Annotated in this window: 18 protein-coding genes and 1 riboswitch; of the genes, 9 read left to right on the top strand and 9 right to left on the bottom strand. The window is 71.3% G+C overall.

Annotated elements, in window-relative coordinates; genetic code table 11:
- The first annotated feature begins 63 nt into the window (after positions 1-63).
- A complete protein-coding gene (locus tag ACFIMZ_RS09070) occupies positions 64-1,236 on the top strand; it encodes an MFS transporter (RefSeq protein WP_431822461.1) in 1,173 nt (390 codons plus the stop codon).
- A gap of 74 nt (positions 1,237-1,310) precedes the next feature.
- Here the strand turns inward: ACFIMZ_RS09070 and cobM are convergent, their stop codons facing one another.
- Genes cobM through cbiE form a run of 4 tightly spaced genes read right to left on the bottom strand, consistent with a single transcriptional unit; the run spans position 1,311 to position 5,156 of the window.
- Entirely contained in the window at positions 1,311-2,039 is a 729-nt protein-coding gene (cobM, locus tag ACFIMZ_RS09065) for a precorrin-4 C(11)-methyltransferase (RefSeq protein WP_071755842.1), read from the bottom strand.
- Positions 2,040-2,083: 44 nt separating this feature from the next.
- Positions 2,084-2,815, bottom strand: coding sequence for a cobalt-precorrin-6A reductase (locus ACFIMZ_RS09060; protein WP_431822325.1), 732 nt, complete (start codon positions 2,813-2,815; stop codon positions 2,084-2,086).
- Positions 2,812-3,927, bottom strand: coding sequence for a cobalt-precorrin-5B (C(1))-methyltransferase (locus ACFIMZ_RS09055; protein ID WP_431822324.1), 1,116 nt, complete (start codon positions 3,925-3,927; stop codon positions 2,812-2,814). The genes ACFIMZ_RS09060 and ACFIMZ_RS09055 overlap by 4 nt, the downstream gene beginning before the upstream one ends.
- On the bottom strand, positions 3,927-5,156 hold the full coding sequence (gene cbiE, locus ACFIMZ_RS09050; RefSeq protein ID WP_431822323.1) for a precorrin-6y C5,15-methyltransferase (decarboxylating) subunit CbiE: 1,230 nt from the start codon (positions 5,154-5,156) through the stop codon (positions 3,927-3,929). The genes ACFIMZ_RS09055 and cbiE overlap by 1 nt, the downstream gene beginning before the upstream one ends.
- A gap of 89 nt (positions 5,157-5,245) precedes the next feature.
- Positions 5,246-5,436, top strand: a riboswitch (cobalamin riboswitch).
- Positions 5,437-5,540: 104 nt separating this feature from the next.
- On the opposite strand from cbiE, the gene cobG reads away from it, so the two are divergent.
- From cobG to ACFIMZ_RS09025, 5 genes are all read left to right on the top strand, one after another.
- Entirely contained in the window at positions 5,541-6,893 is a 1,353-nt protein-coding gene (gene cobG, locus ACFIMZ_RS09045) for a precorrin-3B synthase (protein WP_431822460.1), read from the top strand.
- The gene (locus tag ACFIMZ_RS09040) at positions 6,886-7,512 is read left to right on the top strand and encodes a precorrin-8X methylmutase (RefSeq protein ID WP_431822322.1); all 627 of its coding nucleotides are present in this window, start codon (positions 6,886-6,888) and stop codon (positions 7,510-7,512) included. The genes cobG and ACFIMZ_RS09040 overlap by 8 nt, the downstream gene beginning before the upstream one ends.
- The gene (locus ACFIMZ_RS09035) at positions 7,509-8,243 is read left to right on the top strand and encodes a precorrin-2 C(20)-methyltransferase (RefSeq protein ID WP_431822321.1); all 735 of its coding nucleotides are present in this window, start codon (positions 7,509-7,511) and stop codon (positions 8,241-8,243) included. The genes ACFIMZ_RS09040 and ACFIMZ_RS09035 overlap by 4 nt, the downstream gene beginning before the upstream one ends.
- Entirely contained in the window at positions 8,240-9,943 is a 1,704-nt protein-coding gene (cobJ, locus tag ACFIMZ_RS09030) for a precorrin-3B C(17)-methyltransferase (RefSeq protein ID WP_431822320.1), read from the top strand. The genes ACFIMZ_RS09035 and cobJ overlap by 4 nt, the downstream gene beginning before the upstream one ends.
- A gap of 211 nt (positions 9,944-10,154) precedes the next feature.
- Positions 10,155-11,513, top strand: coding sequence for a chitinase (locus ACFIMZ_RS09025; protein ID WP_431822319.1), 1,359 nt, complete (start codon positions 10,155-10,157; stop codon positions 11,511-11,513).
- Between the two features lie 94 nt (positions 11,514-11,607).
- Here ACFIMZ_RS09025 and ACFIMZ_RS09020 read toward each other — a convergent pair whose 3' ends face one another.
- From ACFIMZ_RS09020 to ACFIMZ_RS09005, 4 genes are all read right to left on the bottom strand, one after another.
- Positions 11,608-12,351: an IclR family transcriptional regulator gene (locus ACFIMZ_RS09020; RefSeq protein ID WP_431822318.1), complete on the bottom strand. Its 744-nt coding sequence runs from the start codon at positions 12,349-12,351 to the stop codon at positions 11,608-11,610.
- 72 nt (positions 12,352-12,423) lie between these two features.
- Positions 12,424-13,590 carry an acyl-CoA dehydrogenase family protein gene (locus ACFIMZ_RS09015; RefSeq protein WP_431822317.1) on the bottom strand — a complete coding sequence of 389 codons (1,167 nt, stop codon included), beginning with the start codon at positions 13,588-13,590 and terminating at the stop codon, positions 12,424-12,426.
- Between the two features lie 36 nt (positions 13,591-13,626).
- On the bottom strand, positions 13,627-14,928 hold the full coding sequence (locus ACFIMZ_RS09010) for a CitMHS family transporter (protein WP_431822316.1): 1,302 nt from the start codon (positions 14,926-14,928) through the stop codon (positions 13,627-13,629).
- A gap of 132 nt (positions 14,929-15,060) precedes the next feature.
- The gene (locus ACFIMZ_RS09005; protein WP_431822315.1) at positions 15,061-16,212 is read right to left on the bottom strand and encodes a CaiB/BaiF CoA transferase family protein; all 1,152 of its coding nucleotides are present in this window, start codon (positions 16,210-16,212) and stop codon (positions 15,061-15,063) included.
- Positions 16,213-16,486: 274 nt separating this feature from the next.
- On the opposite strand from ACFIMZ_RS09005, the gene ACFIMZ_RS09000 reads away from it, so the two are divergent.
- Both ACFIMZ_RS09000 and ACFIMZ_RS08995 read left to right on the top strand, forming a co-directional pair.
- Positions 16,487-16,801: a hypothetical protein gene (locus ACFIMZ_RS09000; protein WP_431822314.1), complete on the top strand. Its 315-nt coding sequence runs from the start codon at positions 16,487-16,489 to the stop codon at positions 16,799-16,801.
- Between the two features lie 406 nt (positions 16,802-17,207).
- Positions 17,208-17,480: a hydrogenase maturation factor gene (locus tag ACFIMZ_RS08995; RefSeq protein ID WP_431822459.1), complete on the top strand. Its 273-nt coding sequence runs from the start codon at positions 17,208-17,210 to the stop codon at positions 17,478-17,480.
- A 56-nt stretch (positions 17,481-17,536) separates the two neighbouring features.
- Here the strand turns inward: ACFIMZ_RS08995 and ACFIMZ_RS08990 are convergent, their stop codons facing one another.
- On the bottom strand, positions 17,537-17,749 hold the full coding sequence (locus tag ACFIMZ_RS08990; protein WP_431822313.1) for a hypothetical protein: 213 nt from the start codon (positions 17,747-17,749) through the stop codon (positions 17,537-17,539).
- A 236-nt stretch (positions 17,750-17,985) separates the two neighbouring features.
- On the opposite strand from ACFIMZ_RS08990, the gene ACFIMZ_RS08985 reads away from it, so the two are divergent.
- On the top strand, positions 17,986-18,489 hold the full coding sequence (locus ACFIMZ_RS08985; RefSeq protein ID WP_431822312.1) for a hypothetical protein: 504 nt from the start codon (positions 17,986-17,988) through the stop codon (positions 18,487-18,489).
- The last annotated feature ends 7 nt before the right edge of the window (positions 18,490-18,496 follow it).

Here is an 18,496-nt window from a genome sequence, read left to right as displayed (position 1 = left end):
ATAATTTACATGAAAACGCGCGGCGTCCGCCTCGACGCCGCGCACGTCACCGAGGGCCACATGATGAATCGCTTCACTTCCCCCGGATGGCGGCTTGCCGCCATCGTCCTGGTCGGGCTGAACCTGCGCCCGGCGCTCGCCGCGGTCGGCCCGCTGCTCGACATGATCCAGCGCGCGACCGGCATCGACGACAGCACCGCCAGCCTGCTGACGACGATCCCGATCGTGCTGATGGGCCTCGGCGCGCTGTGTGCGCGCCGTCTGCAGCGCTCGCCCGGGATCGCGGGCGGCGTCGGGATCGGCATCGTGCTGATCGGCCTCGCGTGCGCGGCGCGCGTCGGCGCGCAGCATGCGTGGCTGCTGCTTGCGAGCGCGTGCTGCGCGGGCGTCGGCATCGCGATGGTGCAGGCGCTGCTGCCCGGCTTCGTGAAGGCCAACTTTGCGACGCGCATCGGCGGCGTGATGGGCGTCTACTCGACGTCGATCATGGGCGGCGCGGTGCTCGCAAGCGTCGCGGCGCCGCTTGCCGCCGCGCGCTGGGGCTGGCTCGCGGCGCTCGCGTGCTGGACGCTGCCGGCCGTCGTCGCGGCGGCCGTGTGGCCGTTCGCGAGCCGCGACGGCGCGCCGATCGCCACCGCGTCGCCGGTGCTCGCGCGGCCGTCGCGCTCCCCGCGCGCGTGGCGGCTCGCGCTGTTCTTCGGGATCGCGACCGGCGCGTACACGCTCGTGCTCGCGTGGCTGCCGCCGTTCTACATGCGGCTCGGCTGGTCGCCGGCCGCGGCGGGCGGCCTGCTCGGCGGCGTGACGCTCGCGGAAGTCGTGGCCGGGCTGACGGTGTCCGCAACGATCGACCGCATGCCCGATCGCCGGCCGGCGCTGATCGCGGCGATCGCGGCGCTGTTCGTCGGGCTCGTGCTGATGCTCGCGGCGCCGGAGGGGCTCGCGCTGCCCGTCGCGCTGCTGATGGGCGCGGGCATCGGCGCGCTGTTCCCGCTGTCGCTGATCGTCACGGTCGACCATGCGGCGACGCCGGCCGACGCGGCGTCGCTGACCGGTTTCGTGCAGGGCATCGGCTACCTGATCGCGGGGCTGTTCCCGTTCGCGGCCGGCATCGTGCGCCAGCATCTCGCGGACCTGACGCCCGCGTGGGTCGCGATGGCATGCCTGTGCGTCGTGCTGTGCGCGCTGGCGGCCGGCTTCGCGCCGCACGTTGCGCCGCGCGTCGCGCGCGCGTGAGCGCAGGCACGGGAGCGGCGGCCGGCGCGAGCCGGCCGCGGCCGATCAGCGGCGGGTAGCAACGGAAAGCGGCGTCAGTCCGCGCTCGCGTACAGCGTCGAATCGGCGAACCCTTGCGCATCGAGCACGCGGCCGATGAGAATCAGCGCCGTGCGTTCGATGCGCGTGCCCTGCACCTTCGCGACGATATCCGCGAGCGTGCCCGTCACGCGTTCCTCGTCCGGCCAGCTCGCGCGGTAGATCACCGCAACCGGGCAATCCGGCCCGTAATGCGGCAGCACCTCGTCGACGATGCGCGCGAGATGCCGCACGCCGAGATGGACCGCGAGCGTCGCGCGATGCGCGGCCAGCGAGCCGAGCGACTCGCCTTCGGGCATCGTCGTCTTGCCCGCGAAGCGCGTGAGGATCACCGTCTGCGCGATGCCCGGCAGCGTCAGCTCGCAGCCGAGCGTCGCCGCGCACGCGGCGGCGGCCGTCACGCCCGGCACGATTTCATACGGAATCCCGAGCGCCTTCAATCGGCGGATCTGCTCGCCGATCGCGCCGTACAGCGACGGGTCGCCCGAGTGCACGCGCGCGACGTCCTGCCCTTTCGCGTGAGCGTCGGCGAGCAGCGCGACGATCGCATCGAGGTCGAGCTCCGCCGTGTTGACGACCTGCTCCGCGCGATGCCCGTCGAGCACCGCCGCGGGCACGAGCGACCCCGCATACAGGATCACCGGGCACGTACGCACAAGGCGCTGGCCCTTCACCGTGATCAGCTCCGGGTCGCCGGGACCCGCGCCGATGAAATACACCGTCATCGATAACACTCCGTCAGTTCATGGGGACGACCCGCCATCCGGCGTCACGCGCGCGCGGCCGGATCGAGCGCGTCGAGCAGCGCGGCCGCCGAGTCGAAGGCGCGGTCGGCGTCGGGCAGCGGCGGCCGGCGCAGCATCACGACCGGCAGCCGGCGTTCGCGCGCGACGTCGAGCTTCGCCTCGGTCGCCGCGCCGCCGCTGTTCTTGCTGACGACGACGTCGATGCCCGCGAGCGCGAACAGCGCGCGCTCGCCGTCGAGCGTAAACGGCCCGCGCGCGGCGACGATCTGCGCGCGCGCGTTGCCCGGATGCGATTCGAGGCAGCGCACGAGCCAGAACTGGTGCACGGGAATCTCGTCGAGATGCGCGAGCGGCTCGCGGCCGAGCGTGAACAGCGGCCGGCGAAACGGCGCCAGCGCGGCCTCGATGCCGGCCCAGTCGTCGACCATCCGCCAGTCGTCGCCCGGCTGCGGCTGCCACGGCGCACGGCGCAGCGCCCAGACCGGCACGCCCGCGTCGCGCGCGGCGGCGGCCGCGTTCGCGCTGATCCGCGCGGCATAGGGATGGGTCGCGTCGATCACGAGGCCGATGCCGGCTTCGCGCAGGTACGCGGCCAGCCCCGCGGCGCCGCCGAAGCCGCCGACGCGCACCTCGCACGCGAGATCACCGGGCACCTTGCCGAGCCCCGCGAGACTGTACACGTGGCGCGGGCCGAGCGCGCGCGCGATCTTCAACGCGTCGCCGGTGCCGCCGAGCAGCAGGATGCGCGGGCTCATCGCGCGCACCCGACGAAACGGCCCTGCCGGTCGATCGCGAACATCTCGACCGCGACCGACCCGGGCACGATGTCGCGCGCGACGGCGAGCGCGTGCGCGCAGACGATATCGCCGAGCGGCACGCCGTCCGCCTGCGCGAGCTTCAACGCTTCCTGGCTCGTGTTCGCGGCGCGCATCGCGGCCTGCAGCGCGTCGCTCGCGCCCGCTTGCGCGGCCCATTGCGCGAGCAGCGGCAGGTCGATGCTCGAATGGCGGCTGTGCAGGTCGAGATGGCCGGCCGCCAGCTTGCTGAGCTTGCCGAAGCCGCCGCACATCGACAGCCGCGCGACCGGCGCACGCCGCAGATGCTTCAGCACCGCGCCCGCGAAATCACCCATCTCGATCAGCGCCATGTCCGGCAGATGGTAGTGCGCGCGCATCGCGTCCTCGCTCGCGTTGCCGGTGCACGCTGCAATGTGCGCGACGCCGTTCGCGCGCGCGACGTCGATGCCCTGATGGATCGACGCGATGTACGCGGAGCACGAGAACGGCCGCACGATCCCGGTCGTGCCGAGGATCGACAGCCCGCCGACGATGCCGAGGCGCGGGTTCATCGTCTTCAGCGCCAGCGCCTCGCCGCCCTCGACGCCGATCGTCACGTCGAAGCCGCCCGCATGGCCGTGTTCGGCCGCGAGTGCGTTCAGGTGCGTCGTCATCATCTGGCGCGGCACGGGATTGATCGCCGGCTCGCCGACCGGCAGCGTGAGCCCCGCGCGCGTGACGGTGCCGACGCCCGGCCCCGCATGGAAGCGCACGCCGGGCGCCGCCGCGAGCGCGACGCGCGCGAACACCAGCGCGCCGTGCGTGACGTCCGGATCGTCGCCGGCGTCCTTGATCGTGCCTGCCTCCGCGCCGTCGGTCCCGTCGCTCCCCTCGTTCCCGTCATTAATTAGCCGACAGAATTCGAGGCGCATCACGACGCGCTGCCCCTTCGGCAGCACGATCTCGACCGCGTCGCCCGCGTCGCCGGTCAGCAGCAGCCGCGCGGCGGCCAGCGACGTCGCGGTCGCGCAGCTGCCGGTCGTGTAGCCAAAGCGCAGCGGCGCGGCTTGTTCGGGGGTTTCGTCGCGCATCACGCCGCCGTCGTCGCGCGGGTCTGCGCCGGCTTGCACACGTCGTACAGCGTGACGGGCAACGGCTGCCGCCAGGTGTCGAAGCGGCCGAGCGGCTCCGCGTGCGCGAGCGCCACGCGCGTGAGCGTGCCGCCGTGCGCGTCGCGCCAGGCGGCCAGCGCGATCTCGCCCTGCAGCGTCACCGCGTTCGCGACGAGCCGGCCGCCCGGCTTCAGCGCCGACCAGCAGGCGTCGAGCACGCCCGGCACGGTCGCGCCGCCGCCGATGAAGATGGCGTCGGGCGCGGCGAGCCCCGCGAGCGCATCGGGCGCGCGCCCCGCGACGAGTTGCAGGCCCGGCACGCCGAGCGCGTCGCGATTGTGTTCGATGAAGCGCTGCCGCTCCACGTGCGATTCGATCGCGATCGCCTGGCACGACGGGTGCGCGCGCATCCATTCGATGCCGATCGACCCGCAGCCTGCGCCGACGTCCCACAGCAGTTCGTCCGGCGCGGGCGCGAGCCGCGCGAGCGTCAGCGCGCGCATGTCGCGCTTGGTCAGTTGCCCGTCGTGGCCGTACGCGTCGTCCGGCAGGCCGGGTGTCAGCGCGCGGCGCGGTGCGTCGGGCGCCGCGCGGCAGTCGAGCGCGACGAGATTCAGCGCCGCGGTCTCGTCGACCGCCCAGTCGTGCGCGAGCGCGTCGATGCGCCGCTCGAGCGGGCCGCCGAGATGTTCGAACACGCTGATGCGGGTCGGCCCGAAGCCGCGCGCGCTCAGCTCGGCCGCGACGACGGCGGGCGTGCGGCCGTCCGCGCTCAGCACGAACAGGCGCCGCCCCGGCAGCAGATGGCGGGCGAGCGTCGCGAGCGGCCGGCCGACCAGCGACACCGCGCCGACGTCCTGCAACGCCCAGCCGAGACGGGCCGCGGCCAGCGACAGCGACGACGGCGCGGGCAGCACGCGCCATTCGCCGGGCGCAAGCTGACGGGCGAGCGTCGCGCCGACGCCGAACAGCATCGGGTCGCCGCTCGCGAGCACGCAGACGGGCGACCCGCGGCGCGCGAGCACGCCCGCGAGGTCGAACGGCGACGGCCATGCCTCGCGCGCGGCCGCGAGCCGCGCGGGCAGCATGTCGAGGTGCCGTGGCGCGCCGACCACGAGCGTCGCGTCGAGCAGCGCGCGGCGCGCGGCGCGCCCGAGCCCCGTGTAACCGTCGTCGCCGATGCCCACCACCGTCAGCCACGCCGTCATGCACCCTTCCCCATCGTTCGATTCCGTCATGTTGCGGCAGGCGGCCCGCGGGCCGCCGTGCGTATGTCTGCGTTGCGAAAAAAGGCATAATACAGCGTTCGTTCGCCGGTGCCCCTCGGGGCCGAAGAGGGAACACAGGGCGCATGCCGCGCCGCTGTGGCTGCCCCCGCAACTGTAAGCAGCGAGCCCGCCTCCATCTCGCGCCACTGGCTTGTCCGGGAAGGCCTGGAGCGGGCGTCGACCTGTCAGCCAGGAGACCTGCCGGCTTGAAAGTGCGTGCGTGCCAGCCGGCATCGGGCGGGGTGTACCGATGCGTTGGCCGCGGCGCGACACTGCCTCGGTGCCCCGTTGAATTCCGTCCCCGTTCCGTCTGCTTTACCCGTCGTGCGCCCATCGGCCTGCCCGGGGCTCGTGCGCGTCGTCGCGGCCGCCGACGGCGGCCTGTGCCGGATCAAGCTGCCGGGCGGCCGCGTCGACGCGCGGCAGGCACGCGCGATCGCCGCCGTCGCCCGCGCGCACGGCTCGGGCGTGATCGAGGCGACCAATCGCGCGAACCTGCAATTGCGCGGCATCCGCGACGGCGAAGCGGCCGCGCTGACCGCCGCGCTGCTCGGCGCCGGCCTCGGCCCGCTCGTCGACGCCGACGGCGACGCCGCCGCGCTGGCCGCCAGCGACGACGTCCGCAATCTGATGCTGAGCCCGCTCGCGGGACGCGACCCCGCCGCGCTCATCGACAGCGCGGCGCTCGCCGCGCCGATCTTCGGCATGCTCGCGCGCGAGCCGCGCCGGTTCGAGCTGTCGCCGAAATTCTCGATCCAGCTCGACGGCGGCGAGGCCGTCGCGGCGCTCGATCATCCGCACGACATCTGGCTGTCCGCGTGGCGGCGCGGCGACGGCGCCGTGCGCGTCGCGGCCGGGCTGGCCGGCTGTCCGCCCGTCGCCCCCGACGATGCACCTGCGTGCGCCGACGTCGCGCCCGGCGACGCCGTTGCGCTCGTGCGCGCACTGATGCTCGCGTTCCTCGATCTCGCGCCGGCCGACGCGACGCGCATGCGCGCGCTGCTCGCGACGCACGGCGAACGCGCGCTGCTCGAACGCGCGCAGGCTTATCTGCCGTTCCCGCTTGCCGCCGATCCCGCGCTCGCCGCATGGCGGCGCACGCCGTCCGCGCCCGCGCTGCGCTTCGGCGCGCGAGCGTTGCGCGACGCCGCGCGCTGCAGTTTCGGCGCGCAATTCGCGCTCGGCCGTCTCGACGCCGAGCGCCTCGACCAGCTGGCCGCGCTCGCGGACACCCACGGCGACGGCACGCTGTCGATGACGCCGTGGCAAGGCGTGTTCGTCCACGGCGTCGCCGCCGCCGACGCGCCCGCGCTGCGCGACGCGCTCGCCGCGCTCGGCCTCGTGTGCGAGCCGACGCATCCGCTCGCGCAGCTCGTCGCCTGCGCGGGCAGCGCCGGCTGCGCGAAAGCCCGCGCCGACACGAAGCACGACGCGCTCGCGCTCGCCGCGCGCGTCGGCCATGCGCTCGACGCGCACCTGACCGGCTGCGAGCGCCACTGCGCGCTGCCGCACCCGGCGGCGCACACGCTCGTCGCGGTCGCGCCGGCGCGCTACGACCTTTACCGGCGCGACGACGCAGCGGGCCTCGGCGCCCCGCTCGCGCGCCACTTGACGATCGACCAAGCCGCGGCCCGACTGGGCAACCCGCGGCAAAGCCAGGACACCACCGATGCTTGACTACATACGCGACGGGCAGGAAATCTACCGCCAGTCGTTCGCGACGATCCGCGCCGAGGCCGACTTGTCGCGCATCCCGGCCGACCTCGAGAAACTCGCGGTGCGCGTGATCCACGCGTGCGGGATGGTCGACGTCGTCGACGATCTGCGCTTCTCCCCCGGCGCGGGCGCGGCGGGCCGCGCGGCGCTGGCTGCCGGCGCGCCGATCCTCTGCGACGCGAAGATGGTCGCGGAAGGCATCACGCGCGCACGGCTGCCGGCCGGCAATCGCGTGCTCTGCACGCTCGGCGAGCCCGGCGTTCCCGACCTCGCGCGGCAGCTCGGCAATACGCGCTCGGCCGCGGCGCTCGAACTGTGGCGCCCGCACCTCGCGGGCAGCGTCGTCGTGATCGGCAACGCGCCGACCGCGCTGTTCCATCTGCTCGACATGCTCGACGCGGGCGCGCCGCGTCCCGCGCTGATTCTCGGCTTCCCGGTCGGCTTCATCGGCGCGGCCGAATCGAAGGCGCTGCTCGCCGCCGACAGCCGCTGCGTGCCGTACGTCGCGCTGCTCGGCAGGCGCGGCGGCAGCGCGATGGCGGCCGCCGCAGTCAACGCGCTCGCGACGGAGGTCGAATGACGGCCGCGCGCGGACGCCTGTTCGGCCTCGGCGTCGGCCCGGGCGACCCCGAACTGATGACGCTGAAGGCGGTGCGCCTGCTGCAGGCCGCGCCGGTGGTCGCGTATTTCGTCGCGAAGGGCAAGAAAGGCAATGCGTTCGGCATCGTCGAAGCGCATCTGCGCGACGCGCAGATGCAGCTGCCGCTCGTCTACCCGGTGACGACCGAAGCGCTGCCGCCGCCGCTCTGCTACGAAACCGTGATCGCCGATTTCTACGACACGGCCGCCGACGTCGTTGCCGCGCATCTCGACGCGGGCCGCGACGTCGCGGTGATCTGCGAAGGCGATCCGTTCTTCTACGGCTCGTACATGTACCTGCACGACCGCCTCGCGCCGCGCTACGACACCGAGGTCGTGCCCGGCGTGTGCTCGATGCTCGGCGGCACGGCCGTGCTCGGCCAGCCGCTCGTGTATCGCAACCAGAGCCTGTCGGTGCTGTCCGGCGTGCTGCCGGAGGACGAGCTGCGCACGCGGCTCGCGCAGGCCGACGCGGCGGTGATCATGAAGCTCGGCCGCAACTTCGACAAGGTGCGGCGCGTGCTCGACGAACTCGGCCTCGCGAAGCGCGCGCTGTACGTCGAGCGCGCGACGATGGCGAACCAGCGCATCGTGCCGCTCGACGCCGTCGATCCGATGGCGTCGCCGTATTTTTCGCTGCTCGTCGTGCCGGGGGAAAAATGGCAAGGATGACGACCCCGCCCGCGATCGTGGTGCTCGGCGCCGGCGCGCTCGACACCGCGCGGCGCATCCAGGCCCGCTATCCGGGCGCGCAGGTGCACGGCCTCGCGTCGCGCGTCGCCGCCGACGTGCCGTTCGACGAGCTCGGCGCGCATCTGCGCGAACTGTATGCGCGCGGCCTGCCGATCGTCGCGCTGTGCGCGGCCGGCATCGTGATCCGCTGCATCGCGCCAGCGCTCGCCGACAAGGGCGTCGAGCCGCCGGTGCTGGCGGTCGCGGAAGACGGCTCGGCCGTCGTGCCGCTGCTCGGCGGCCTGACCGGCGTGAACCTGATCGCGCGCGAGCTGGCCGACTGGCTCGGCGTCGCGCCCGCGATCACGACGAGCGGCGAGCTGCGCTTCGGCGCGTGCGTGCTCAATCCGCCCGACGGCTACGCGCTCGCGGATCTCGCGCAAGGCAAGCGCTTCGTGTCCGACCTGCTCTCGGGCGCCGCGACGCGCATCGACGGCGCCGCGCCGTGGCTCGACGACGTCGCGCTGCCGCGCGACGACGCGGCCGCGCATGCGATCCGCGTCACGCCGCTTGCATGGCGCGGCGCGCGCGACGAGCTCGTGATCCATCCGCGCAGCGTGGTGATCGGCATCGGCGCGCGTCCGGCCGCATCGGACATCCCGCTCGACGCGCGCATCGGCGCGTTGCTCGACGCACGGGGCCTCGCGCCGCAAGCGCTGGCTGCGCTCGTCGCGCCGGCGGCAGCGATCGGCGACGCGGCGCTCGAAGCGGCCGCCGACGCGCTCGGCGCGCCGCTGCGTTTCGTCGATGCCGAAGCCGACGCCACCGCATCCGACGTGCTCGAGCACGCACTGCGCGTGCCGCACACGCGGCAGGCCCCGCTCGACGGGCTGGCCTGCGCGGTCGCCGCGCATCCGGTCGATCCGGCGACGCTCGGCCGCGCGCGCGGCCGCCTCACGGTGCTCGGCCTCGGGCCCGGAGCCGCCGCATGGCTGACGCCCGCCGCGCGCGCGGCGCTGGCCGACGCGACCGACATCCTCGGCTACACGACCTACGTGAACATGGCCGGCCCGTTCCGCGCGGACCAGCGCGTGCACGGCACCGACAACCGCGAGGAAATGCAGCGCGCGCGCCACGCGTTCGAGCTGGCGGCCGAGGGCCGGCGCGTCGCGGTCGTGTCGTCGGGCGACCCGGGCGTGTTCGCGATGGCCGCGGCCGTGCTCGAAGCGCTCGACGACGCGCGCGATCCGCGCTGGGCCGCGGTCGACCTGCGCGTCGAGCCCGGCGTGTCGGCGTCGCTCGCGACCGCCGCGCAGGCCGGCGCGCCGCTCGGTCACGACTTCTGCGTGATCTCGCTGTCGGACAACCTGAAGCCGTGGGACGTGATCGAGACGCGCCTCGCGCACGCGGCCGAGGCCGATCTCGTGATGGCGTTCTACAACCCGATCTCTCGCGCGCGGCCGTGGCAGCTCGATCGCGCGCTCGACGTGGTGCGCGCGCATCGCGCGCCGGGCACCGTCGTCGTGCTCGGCCGCGACATCGGCCGGCCCGGCGCGACGCTCGTCAACACGACGCTCGGCGCATTGCGCGCCGAGCAGGTCGACATGCGCACGATGGTGATCGTCGGCTCGTCCACCACGCGGCGCTTTTCCGTCAACAATGGACGGGATTGGGTCTACACGCCGCGCTGGTATCGCTGAATGCGCGCCGGGCCGTGTGCCCGGCGCCGTATTGAATGCACGTAATTGTTTCGTACCGCGATCCAAACAAAATAAAAACGTAATTAAGGATTCACGATTGTTCTGCAATCCTCCAAGATGAGCACGCCGCCGTCCGGGTCCATCCCATGCCCGGTCCGATTACGGCGGTGATACGCAAACCGGCGTATCGCTCATCATCATGGAGAACACAATGCAAAACAGCGTGTTGTCGCATCTCATCCCGCGCGCGATCGCCGCGGGCTGTCTGCTCGCCGGCGCGAGCGTGTCGCAGGCGGCGGGCGCCTTTGCGCCTTACGTCGACGTGACGCTCTACCCGACGCCGCTCGTGGACCGCATCGGCGTTCAGCAAGGCATCCAGCAATTCACGCTCGCGTTCGTCGTCGCGGGCAACGGCTGTACGCCGTCGTGGGGCGGCGTACAGGCCATCGGCAACGGCGCGACCGGCGACCTGCTCACGTCGATCGGCACCGCCATCACGAACTATCGCGCGAAAGGCGGCGAAGTCGCCGTGTCGTTCGGCGGCGCGAACGGCACGCCGCTGATGCAGGCATGCACGAGCGTCCCCGCGCTGAAGACTGCGCTCCAGACCGTGATCGACACGTACAGCCTCACGCATGTCGACTTCGACATCGAGGGCTCGTCGCAGCTGGATTCCGCGGCCGTCGCCCGCAACTTCCAGGCGGTCGCGCAGCTGCAGGCCGACTATGCGGCGAAGGGCAAGTCGCTGCACGTCACGCTGACGCTGCCGACGATGCCGACCGGGCTCATCCAGGACGGCCTGAACGTCCTGAACGCGGCGATCGCGAGCCAGGTCAACCTCGACGCGGTGAACGTGATGACGATGGACTACGGCCCCGCCGGCATCGACATGGGCGCGGCCGCGATCAGCGCGGCGCAGGGGCTCTACTCGCAGCTCGACACCGCGTACAAGTCCGCCGGCCAGCCGAAGAGCAGCTCGCAGCTGTGGCAGATGGTGGGCGTCACGCCGATGATCGGCGTGAACGACACGCAGGGCGAGACGTTCACGCTCGACAACGCGCAGAGCGTGCTGAATACGGCCGTCAACAACGGCTACGGCTTCATCAGCTACTGGTCGTCGACCCGCGACAAGCAGTGCGACAGCAACAGCGGCTATGCGTCGCCGATCTGCTCGGGCGTCACGCAGCAGCCGTACGCGTTCGCGTCGATCTTCAAGAAGCTCGACGCCAAGTGGGGCACCGGCGTGACGCAGGACCCGAACTACGGCGGCGGCTCGGACGGCGGTGGCACGCCGCAGCCGGGCGCACCGTGGTCCGCTAGCCAGGTCTACACGGCGGGCGCGACGGTCACGTACCAGGGCGTCACCTACCAGGCGCAATGGTGGACCAAGGGCGACATCCCCGGCCAGTCGTCGGTGTGGAAGGCCGTCAGCGGCGGCACCCCGGCCTGGTCGGCGACCACCGCCTATCAGGCCGGCGCGTGCGTGATGTACCAGGGCGCGAAGTACTGCGCGAAATGGTGGACCCAGGGCGATACGCCGAGCGCGGGCGGCGTGTGGGTGAAGTCGTGACGGCGCGCATGTGGGCCGTTGACGCGGGCCGTTGACGCGAGCCGGGCCGCGCCGGCGTCAGTCTGCGCCGGCGCGGCCCGCTCACCGCGAGCGTTCAGCCGCGCGCGTGCTCGGCGAGCAGGCGCGCCTTCTCGTCGACGAGCGCGGCGACGTGCGCGTCGTGATGCTGGCGAATGCGTTCCGTCGGTCCGACGATCGACAGGCCGTACCAGTCGCCGTCGAGCGGCAGCGCGACCGCGACCGCCGACAGTTCCGGCGCACTCTCGCCGAAATTGTCGGCCCAACCTTGCGCATGACACCGCGCGGCCTGCGCGATCAGCGCGGGCAGATTCGTCACCGTCGCGTCGGTGAAGCGCTCGAACGACAGCGCCGCGCCGAGCGCCTGCTGCGCGTCGGCCGGCAATTCCGCGAAGATCGCCTTGCCGATCGAGTTCGCATGCAGCGGACGCAGCTCGCCCGGCTGGCGCGTATAGCGGATCGCCTGCTCCGATTCGACGACGTCCAGATACGTGACCGACGCGCCCTGGATCTTGCCGAGCACCGCGGTTTCGCGGCTCGCGTCGCGCAACGCGACGAGGTGCGGATGCACCATGTCGACCACGGGATCGGTCGCGTCGATCGCGGCGGCGATCGTCTGCAGGCGGCGCGTCGGATAGTAGCCGCCGCGCCTGCGCACTTCGTACAGGTAACCGCGGCTGACGAGCGTGCGCGTCATCGCGAGGCAGCTCGACGCCGGCACATTGAGCAGGCGCGCGAGTTCGGTGAGCGGCAGCGGCCGCCGTTCGGCGGCGAACAGCTCGAACAGGTCGAGCGTCCGAGCGACAAGTTTGACGTCCATGACGAGCGGTCGAAACGGTGGAAGGTCGCCGCGCCGTGAACGGGCCGCCGTGCGTCAGTACGGTCGATACGATCAGTACGACTTCGGCAGGCCCAGCACCTTCTCCGCGATGTAGCACAGGATCAGCTGCGGGCTCACGGGCGCGAGCTTCGGAATCATACACTCGCGCAGGTAGCGCTCGACGTGGTATTCCTTCGCGTAGCCCATCCCGCCGTGCGTCGCGATCGCCGTCTGGCAGGCCTGGAACGCGCTTTCCGCGCCGAGGTACTTCGCGGCGTTCGCTTCCGCGCCGCACGGTTGCCCCGCGTCGTAGCGGGTCGCGGCCTTCATCACCATCAGCCATGCGGCCTCGAGCTGCATCCACGCCTGTGCGAGCGGATGCTGGATCGACTGGTTCTGCCCGATCGGCCGGCCGAACACGACGCGTTCGCGCGCATACTGCGTCGCGCGCCGCAGCGCCGCCTGCCCGAGCCCGATCGCTTCCGCGGCGATCAGGATCCGCTCCGGATTGAGGCCATGCAGCAGATACCGGAAGCCTTCGCCCTCGTCGCCGATCAGGTCGTCGCACGGCACGCGCAGGTTGTCGATGAACAGCATGTTCGAATCGACCGCCTTGCGCCCCATCTTCTCGATCTCGCGCACCTCGACGCGCGTGCGGTCGAGATCCGTATAGAACAGGCTCAGCCCGTCGGTCGGCTTCGCGACCTGCTCGAGCGGCGTCGTGCGCGCGATGATCAGCATCTTGTTCGCGACCTGCGCGGTCGAGATCCAGATCTTGCGGCCGCTCAGCACGTAATGGTCGCCGTCGCGCCGCGCCTGCGTCGTCAGGTGCGTCGTGTCGAGGCCCGCGTCGGGCTCCGTCACCGCGAAGCACGCCTTGTCGCGCCCCGCGATCAGCGGCGGCAGGAAGCGCGCCTTCTGCGCGTCGCTGCCGAACACCTGCACCGGGTTCAGCCCGAAGATGTTCATGTGCACGGCCGACGCGCCCGACAGCCCCGCGCCCGATGCGCTGATCGTGCGCAACATCAGCGCGGCCTCGGTCATGCCGAGCCCGGCGCCGCCGTGGGCGGGGTCCATCGCGATGCCGAGCCAGCCGGCCTGCGCGAGCGCCGCGTGGAAATCGGCCGGAAACCCGCCTTCGCGGTCGCGCTCGAGCCAGTAGTCGTCGCCGAAGCGCGCGCAGATTTTCTCGATCGCGCTTTCGATCGCGTGCTGGTCGTCGGTCAGGTCGAATTGCATGGGAAGCCTCTCGGGAAACGTGGGCGGCCGCGCCGCTCACAACGGGAACACGCCCGTCGCGACCGCGGCGAACACCATCAGCACGGTGGCGGCGAACAGGAACGGAATCGTGAACTTCTGGTGCTCGGCGAGTTCGACGCCGGTCAGGCCGACGATCAGGAACGTCGCCGGCGTCAGCGGGCTCACCGGGAAGCCCGTCGTCATCTGGCCGAGCAGCGCCGCCTGCGCCATCTGGATCGGCGGCACGCCGAGCAGCTTGCCGCTTTCCGCGAGCACCGGCAGCACGCCGAAGTAGAACGAGTCGGGATCGAACAGCAGGCTCAACGGCATCGACAGCAGGCCGAGCACGAACGGCATGTGGCGCGCGTGCTCGACCGGCACGTGCGCGACGACGACTTCCGCCATCGCCTTCAGCATCCCCGTGCCGGACATGATCCCGGTGAACGCGCCCGCCGCGAGCAAGACGCTCGCCATCATCAGCGCCGCCTTCGCGTGCGCGTCGATTCGGGCGCGCTGCTCGTGCACGTCCGGATAGTTGATGACGAGCGCGGCGACCGTGCCGAGCATGAACATCACCACCGGATCGACGATGCCGGACACCAGCGTGCCGAGCACGACGAGCGTCAATGCGATGTTGATCTGGAACAGGCCGGGGCGGCGCAGCGCGCGCTCCGCGTCGGTCAGCTCGCGCGGCGCGACGACGACCGCCGCCGCGCCGGCGCGATCGAGGCCGAGCCGCTTCGCCTCGCGCGCGCCGAGCACGTACGCGGTGCCGAACACGAACGCGAGGCCGACGATCTGCACCGGAACCATCGGCATGAAGATCGCCGTGCCCGGAATGTGCAGCGCCGCCGATGCGCGCAGCATCGGCCCGACCCACGGCAGGAAATTGACGCCCGCCGCCATCGACGTGACGCATGCGAGGATGCGCCGGTCCATGTTCAGCCGCGTGTAGAGCGGCATCATCGCGGGCAGCGTGACCAGGAACGTCACCGCGCCGGAGCCGTCGAGGTGAATCAGCAGCGCGAGCAGCGCCGAGCCCATCACGATGCGCGGCGGGTGGCAGCCGATCAGCCGCAGCACGCCGGCGATGATCGGATCGAGCATGCCCGCATCGGTGAGGATTCCGAAAAAAAGAATCGCAAAAACGAACATCCCGGCGATCGGCCCGATGTTCTGCACGCCTTGCACGATGAACTTGCCGGTCGACAGCCCGAAGCCGGCCGCGAGCGAGGCGACCGTCGGCACCGCGATCAGCGCGACGAGCGGCGACAGGCGCTTCGTGATGATCAGGACGAACAGCGCAACGATGGCGAGCGCGCCGGTCAATGCGAGCATGATGCGTCTCCTCTTCCGGCGCGCCGCCGCGCAAGCGGACGACCGGGTCTCGGGTATGTATGCGTGCGCCGGCGCGGGCCGGCTGCGCTTGTTTCGCTGCACCGCGCCGCCGTGGCGCAGCAGCGGCTCGGATCAGGACGCGCTGTCGTCGACCGGCGCGAACACCTGCCGCGCGTGCTCGTTCAGCGCGGGCGGCGGCAACCGGTACGTCGCGGGCGTGCGACCGAGCTTGATCGGCGACGCGATCCCGCGATGGTTGCCGAGCTCGACCCGCATCGCCCGATGCGCGGCATGCGGGTGGTCGAGCGCGGCCGCGAGACCGAGCACCGGCGCGCACGGCACGCCGCGGCGGATCAGCCGGTCGGCGAGCGTCGCGCCGTCATGCGCGGCGAACCGGGCTTCGAGCAACGCGCGCAACGCCGCCCGGTTCGCATTGCGCGCGCGGTTGTCGGCGAAGCGCGGATCGTCGCGCCACTCCGGCGCGCCGAGCTCCGCGCATAGCGCCGCGAACTGCCCGTTGTTGCCGACCGCGACGAAGATGTCGACCGTGCCGGTGCGGAAGCTGTCGTACGGCGTGATGTTCGGATGCGCGTTGCCGGTCCGCGCGGGCTCGCGGCCCGAATGGAAGTAGTTCGGCGTGTGCGGATGCAGGATCGACAGCGCGCTGTCGAACAGCGTCGCCTCGACGAGCTGCCCCTCGCCGCTCGCGTCGCGCTCGCGCAGCGCCATCAGCACGCCGAGCGCGGCGTTCAGCCCGGTGACGAGGTCGACGATCGGCACGCCGATCCGCAGCGGCGGCCCGCCCGCCTCCCCGTTCACGCTCATCAGCCCGGTGAACGCCTGCACCGCCGCGTCGTAGCCGGGCAGCGCGCCGAGCGGCCCGTCCGCGCCGAAACCCGACACGCGGCAAACCACGAGCCGCGGAAAGCGCGCATGCAGCGCGTCGAAGCCGAGCCCCCAGCGCTCCATCGTGCCGATCCGGAAGTTCTCGACGAGCGCGTCGGCATGCTCGAGCAGGCCGAGCAGCCGCTCGCGGTCCGCCGGCTGCGACAGGTCGAGCGCGACGCCGAGCTTGTTGCGGTTCACGCCGAGGAAATACGACGCCGTGTCGCCTTCGAACGGCGGCCCCCAGGTGCGCGTCTCGTCGCCCGACGGCGGCTCGACCTTGATCACTTCCGCGCCGTGGTCGGCAAGGATCTGCGTCGCGTAAGGGCCGCCCAGCACCCGCGACAGATCGACGATGCGCAAGCCCGTCAGCGCACCCTGCTGTTCGTGTTCCGCCATGTGTCTCGCTCCTGCTCCGGTCGATCGGCACGCCGGATCGGCGGGCTCCGCGTGGCGGCGAGGCCGGCTTCGATTCGACGCATAATTCCTGTATGTGAATTTATATTCACGCACGAGAATTTTTCTGTCAAGCGATGAAAATGCTGATCGCGCGAGCGCGTGTGCGACGGCGGCGAATTGGGCGAGCCTGGAGCGGGACGGACGCGATCCGGTTGCCGCGCCGCGCTGCCGTTCGCTAAGCTGGCATTCCGACGGTCCCGAATCCGGAGCTTTCATGAAACGCCTGCTGCTGGCCGCCGTGACGATCGCGGCGACGCTGAGCGTCACGCACGCGCAGACCCAGACCTATCAATTCGGCGAAGGCCGGACGCAGCCGCAGGGCGCGGCGCAACCGGCGCAACCCGCGCCGCTGCCGGGCGCGGTGCAGACCCCGCCGTTGCCGCTGGGCGCGGTGCCGGCGTCGAAGCCCGCGCCGCCGCGGCCGCACGCGAGGTCGCACCGGCATCACCGCCACGCGACAGTCAAGCGGCATCGCCACCACGTGCGGCATGCGAGGCCAACGCGACACGGGATCTACCGGTATTCGTGAAGCGGCGGCGGCACGCGATCGATTGTTTCGGATGGCGATGCATTTTGTGCTCACCATTCCGCGCGAGTTAACCTATTCTTTCGGCAACGCGTGGTCGGTGAGCGCTCGGTCGGACGTGTCTTCATGCGTCCCGGGAGGAGCGGCCACCGAACGCCGCATCAGCAGCGGCACGTCGAATTTGTCCGACGAAAGGCAGTCACTCGTTATTGGCCTGTTGCAAGCGGCTCGCGTGCGACAGGTGCGGAACACCGCGCACGTGCGCGGCCGCCAGGAGCCTCATCGAGCCGCCGTCCGTCGGCACACGGGCGGCGGCGACCGGCATCGCGATTCCGCCGACGCCGTACGTAGCAAGCCGGTTGCACCCACGACGCGCGCGCAGCGTCGCGCCACTTTTAGCGAGCCCGACATGACGAGCCTGTACAACTACCGCGGATACACGATCGAAGTGCGCTGCGAGCATCATCCGGCCGAGGCGGCCGACATGGCCGCGCCGGTCCCCGGCTACGTTGCCGTGGTCCAGGTGCGGGCGGGCGATACTTCGTCGATCTTCTTCTCGCCGGTGCGGCTCGCGGACGATCGCGGGCAACCGTTCGCCGACAGCCTGGACGCGCTCAGCGCGGGCCGCACGGCCGGCGAGATCATCGTCGACGACCTGCTGTCGAGCGCCGGCTCGTATTGAGGCAGTTCGGGAACGGCGCTTCGCGCCGACATCAGCGGGAAGCTCGAAAGCGCTCGTCAGCGCAATCGTTTGCGCCGAAGTTCGTGGCCTTGATACACGACGACGAAGGCGCCGAGCATCATGATGCCGACGGCCACGAATTCGCTCAGCCGGGCCGGGCCGTGGCGCAATGCCGGATACACGCCGACGCCGATGCCGGCGGCAATCATCGCGATGCCTGCGATCAGTCCTCCGACCGATCCGGACGTGGTCTTGTCGAAATCGCTCATGTCGTTACACCCGTAGCCAATATTGTTCTGGTCAGGCGCGACGCGCCGTGAGCATGGGCCCGCGCATCGTCGCCTTCCGGTGTCCGACTATATCCGGCCATAAAAGGGTCGACGATTTTCCTGCCGATGCTTGCGTGAGGTGTCGTTTCAGCGCGACGCGGAACCGCACTGCTATCATCCGGTCCGCCAGTTCAGGCTGTACGTGGGCCAACTGAAGCGACTTCCGAAGCCACTCTATGAAATTCGCCTGCATCTGCGGAGCGGTCATCCGCGACCAAACCGATTTTCTCGCCAACAAAGCGCATCTGATCGCGGATCAGGATTGGGAGGACTTTGTCGAAGCGAGCGAATCGCGCGGCAGCGTCGATCGGTCGTATGCACGCGCCTGCTACCAATGCCCGTCATGCGGTAGGCTGCACGTCGAAGACGACGCGCGCCAACTGATTGCGTTCGCCCCAGAGACGACCGGAACGCAACCCGTGCTCCGGTCGATCAAGGGCGACCTCTGGAAGGCGCCTTTGATCGGCGCGTGGACATCCAAACCGTTCGCGGGGCAGCCCAACGGCGACCTCTATTGCGACGGCGCGGATGGCGTCGCGGAATCCTACGACTCCTGGGACGCGCTGGAGCAAGCCTACTTCGCGATGTTCTTTCGGCTGAGAGGGTTCGGCTTGCTGAGGTCGGCGCTGCTCCGGAAGGACGGCAAGCAGGTTCATACATGGCATGACGGCGATCGCTGAGCCGAAC

The organism is Burkholderia sp. F1 (assembly GCF_050813845.1).
Lineage (GTDB): Bacteria > Pseudomonadota > Gammaproteobacteria > Burkholderiales > Burkholderiaceae > Burkholderia > Burkholderia ubonensis.
The sequence above is the reverse complement of the archived record's forward strand: the minus strand, read 5'-3'. Positions and strand labels throughout refer to the sequence as shown.

Bases quoted from the DNA above. Each gene is read 5' to 3' on its own strand.
- ACFIMZ_RS09020 (WP_431822318.1), bottom strand. From the start codon at position 12,351: ATGGACGTCAAACTTGTCGCTCGGACGCTCGACCTGTTCGAGCTGTTC.
- ACFIMZ_RS08990 (WP_431822313.1), bottom strand. From the start codon at position 17,749: ATGAGCGATTTCGACAAGACCACGTCCGGATCGGTCGGAGGACTGATC.
- ACFIMZ_RS08985 (WP_431822312.1), top strand. From the start codon at position 17,986: ATGAAATTCGCCTGCATCTGCGGAGCGGTCATCCGCGACCAAACCGAT.
- ACFIMZ_RS09035 (WP_431822321.1), top strand. From the start codon at position 7,509: ATGACGGCCGCGCGCGGACGCCTGTTCGGCCTCGGCGTCGGCCCGGGC.
- cobJ (WP_431822320.1), top strand. From the start codon at position 8,240: ATGACGACCCCGCCCGCGATCGTGGTGCTCGGCGCCGGCGCGCTCGAC.
- ACFIMZ_RS09060 (WP_431822325.1), bottom strand. From the start codon at position 2,815: ATGAGCCCGCGCATCCTGCTGCTCGGCGGCACCGGCGACGCGTTGAAG.
- ACFIMZ_RS09015 (WP_431822317.1), bottom strand. From the start codon at position 13,590: ATGCAATTCGACCTGACCGACGACCAGCACGCGATCGAAAGCGCGATC.
- ACFIMZ_RS09055 (WP_431822324.1), bottom strand. From the start codon at position 3,927: ATGCGCGACGAAACCCCCGAACAAGCCGCGCCGCTGCGCTTTGGCTAC.
- ACFIMZ_RS09070 (WP_431822461.1), top strand. From the start codon at position 64: ATGAATCGCTTCACTTCCCCCGGATGGCGGCTTGCCGCCATCGTCCTG.
- ACFIMZ_RS08995 (WP_431822459.1), top strand. From the start codon at position 17,208: ATGACGAGCCTGTACAACTACCGCGGATACACGATCGAAGTGCGCTGC.
- ACFIMZ_RS09000 (WP_431822314.1), top strand. From the start codon at position 16,487: ATGAAACGCCTGCTGCTGGCCGCCGTGACGATCGCGGCGACGCTGAGC.
- cbiE (WP_431822323.1), bottom strand. From the start codon at position 5,156: ATGACGGCGTGGCTGACGGTGGTGGGCATCGGCGACGACGGTTACACG.
- ACFIMZ_RS09005 (WP_431822315.1), bottom strand. From the start codon at position 16,212: ATGGCGGAACACGAACAGCAGGGTGCGCTGACGGGCTTGCGCATCGTC.
- cobM (WP_071755842.1), bottom strand. From the start codon at position 2,039: ATGACGGTGTATTTCATCGGCGCGGGTCCCGGCGACCCGGAGCTGATC.
- ACFIMZ_RS09025 (WP_431822319.1), top strand. From the start codon at position 10,155: ATGCAAAACAGCGTGTTGTCGCATCTCATCCCGCGCGCGATCGCCGCG.
- ACFIMZ_RS09040 (WP_431822322.1), top strand. From the start codon at position 6,886: ATGCTTGACTACATACGCGACGGGCAGGAAATCTACCGCCAGTCGTTC.
- ACFIMZ_RS09010 (WP_431822316.1), bottom strand. From the start codon at position 14,928: ATGCTCGCATTGACCGGCGCGCTCGCCATCGTTGCGCTGTTCGTCCTG.